Source organism: Paraglaciecola sp., from assembly GCF_051252315.1.
GTDB lineage: Bacteria > Pseudomonadota > Gammaproteobacteria > Enterobacterales > Alteromonadaceae > Paraglaciecola.
This window is the reverse complement of the sequence record NZ_JBPOFP010000233.1, coordinates 1-2,671: the sequence shown is the minus strand read 5'-3', so window position 1 is coordinate 2,671 and position 2,671 is coordinate 1. Positions and strand designations below refer to the sequence as shown.

The 2,671-nt window shown below is 37.6% G+C and carries 4 protein-coding genes; all 4 read left to right on the top strand.

Annotated elements, in window-relative coordinates; genetic code table 11:
* Positions 1–315 (top strand): hypothetical protein (locus ACSHXM_RS21560; protein WP_435692446.1); only part of this gene is annotated, 315 nt, incomplete at its 5' end.
* A 116-nt stretch (positions 316–431) separates the two neighbouring features.
* On the top strand, positions 432–1,001 hold the full coding sequence (locus ACSHXM_RS21555; RefSeq protein WP_435692448.1) for a sigma-70 family RNA polymerase sigma factor: 570 nt from the start codon (positions 432–434) through the stop codon (positions 999–1,001).
* Entirely contained in the window at positions 994–1,695 is a 702-nt protein-coding gene (locus ACSHXM_RS21550; protein ID WP_435692444.1) for a ChrR family anti-sigma-E factor, read from the top strand. Before ACSHXM_RS21555 ends, ACSHXM_RS21550 begins: the two co-directional genes overlap by 8 nt.
* Before the next feature lie 27 nt (positions 1,696–1,722).
* Positions 1,723–2,671 (top strand): YbgA family protein (locus ACSHXM_RS21545; RefSeq protein WP_435692442.1); only part of this gene is annotated, 949 nt, incomplete at its 3' end.

The following is a 2,671-nucleotide window of genomic DNA, read 5'->3' as shown; positions in this document are numbered from 1 at the left end:
TCTTTAGTAAACATTCATTCAATTAATAAAGGGCAAGAAAATCTGTACTATGGAGAGGCATCACAGCTCATTCATTGGTCACAAAGTGAAAAGCAAACCCAAGACAAAAGCCTATCTCAATCTCTAGAATCCTTGTTTGAGCAAGACTCAATGTTAAAAGACCTATATTTTGACCACCCCTTAAAAAATACAACATGGGTTGTGGCCAGGTGGTTGGAGCTTTTGCCTATCAAACTAGAAATAAAAGACTCATTTGTGAAAAATAGAAACTACCGAGAAGCCAAAAATTTTGTTCAATCAATAATTTTTAAATAAAAGTGATCTTTATTTAAACACCTGCGTATTGATAACCAGTAATAATTTTTAATTTGGTGTTAAGAGCGATGCAAACTAACTTGCTAAGCAATGTGACAAATGCTAAACCTAGTCGAATGTCAGATAAAATAGATCACCCCCAACTAAGCCAATGGCTTAACGACGTTGGCAATTCCCGAGACAAAATTGCATTTACGCATTTGTTCGAATTTTTTGCTCCAAAAATTCAAAGGATTGCTCGTGGTAAATTTCCAAACGAGGCTCAAGCCAACGAAGTAGTTCAAGAAACTATGACCAATGTTTGGAGAAAAGCACACTTATTTGATACTGATAAAGGTGCAGCAACGACTTGGGTTTACACCGTTATGCGCAATGTCACTTTTGATATGTTGCGTAAAATAAAAGGTAATAAAGAAGAAAATATCAGTGAAGATATTTGGCCAACGACAGAATCGCCTTCTGAGGAAGAAAATGAATTTAATGACCATTTAGAAAATAAACAGTTATTAAATGTCATTGAAAAACTACCAGAAGCTCAACAACAAGTGGTGAAAGGTTTTTATTTTATGGAGATGTCGCAAGAGCAACTTGCAGTTCATCTCAATTTACCACTTGGAACCATTAAATCCCGTTTACGCTTAGCCTTAGCAAAACTCAAAGTGCAGTTAGGAGAGAATCATGATTAAACATCACCCTAAATTTGAGCTAATTCAATCATTTGTAAATGGTGACTTACCTGCTTCCTTATCAGCTGGCATTGCCATGCATGCAGAAATGTGTCCCCAGTGCAGTCAAAAAATAGCCCAACTAACAGAACAAGTTGCAGAGATTAGCTTTGAGGAGAGTGATTTAATAAATCTCGATGATTCTCGAGGCCAACAAGTGAGTTCAAAAAATAGTCCACTCACAAATGCACTTAACGTAGAAGACATGATTGAAAAAATCACTCTATCTGAAGAGGTGTTCAATGCAGCGCCGCAGTCAACAAAAACAGTTACATTAAACGACACCCCATATAAATTGCCTAAAGCTCTGCATAATATGTCACTTGGCAAAGCAGCTAACATAGGAAAACTATCGCGCTCTCGAGTTCAGTTAAATGAAGATGAGATACACACCAGTCTTCTTCACATTTCACCAGGAGGCGGTGTACCTGAGCATACCCACAAGGGCTTTGAACTTACCTTATTGTTGGAAGGGTCATTTGAAGATCAACATGGCGAGTATGTAAAAGGTGATTTTATTATGCTCGACAGTGCCAATAAACATACACCTGTTTCTGCTCAAGGGTGCTTATGTTACACAGTGGCAAATGATGCTTTGCACTTTACTCAGGGTATTAATAGATTACTTAATCCAATTGGCAACCTAATATATTAATCATTCGTTTTCGTATAGGGAGTACTCATGATACATAAAGTTGAAAAACGTCATTTAAAGATTGGTATCAGTGCATGTTTAGCCGGTGAGCAAGTTCGCTTTGACGGTAGTAACAAACCATCAAACTTTTGCTTGAATGAATTAGGACAACATGTCAGTTACAAATCATTTTGCCCAGAAGTTGCAGTGGGTTTACCTGTGCCTAGACCAACTATTCGCCAAATTAAGAACAATGATTTGATCAGCGTTTCAAGACCTGACGGCACGGGAGATGTAACCAAAGCACTCCAGTCTTATGGCAAAAAAGTGGCATTAATGACAAAAGATTTAAGTGGTTATGTTTTTTGCGCTAAAAGTCCTACTTGTGGAATGGAGCGTGTAAAAGTCTACAGTCCCGAAGGTAACGCATTATCTTCAGACGGAATTGGTGTTTTTGCCAAAGAAATCATGCAAGCCAATCCTCTGCTGCCTTGTGAAGAAAATGGTCGATTAAATGACTTACACATTCGCGAAAACTTTGTAGCTCGTGTATTCGCCTACAAACACTGGCAAAACTTAGAGGCTTCAGGACTGAGCAAACATAAATTGACAACTTTTCACAGCCAATATAAGTACACAGTCATGAGCCATGATTTAGTCGCATATAAAAACTTGGGACAACTTTTGGCTAACAATGACATTCCATTGGAAATTAAAGCTCAAGAATACATATCTGGACTGATGGCTGCGCTAAGCATAATAGCGACCCGTAAAAAACATGCTAATACCTTGTCTCATATTCAAGGATACTTTTCTAAACACCTGAAAAGTAATGAAAGAAAAGAGTTATCAGAAAGAATTGAAGACTATAGGCAAGGTCTAATTCCGTTAATAGCCCCTTTAACGCTAATTAAACATTACTTACTTCAATACCCTAAAGACTATCTTAAAAACCAAGCCTACCTTGCTCCTTACCCTGAAGAGCTAAAGCTTAGAT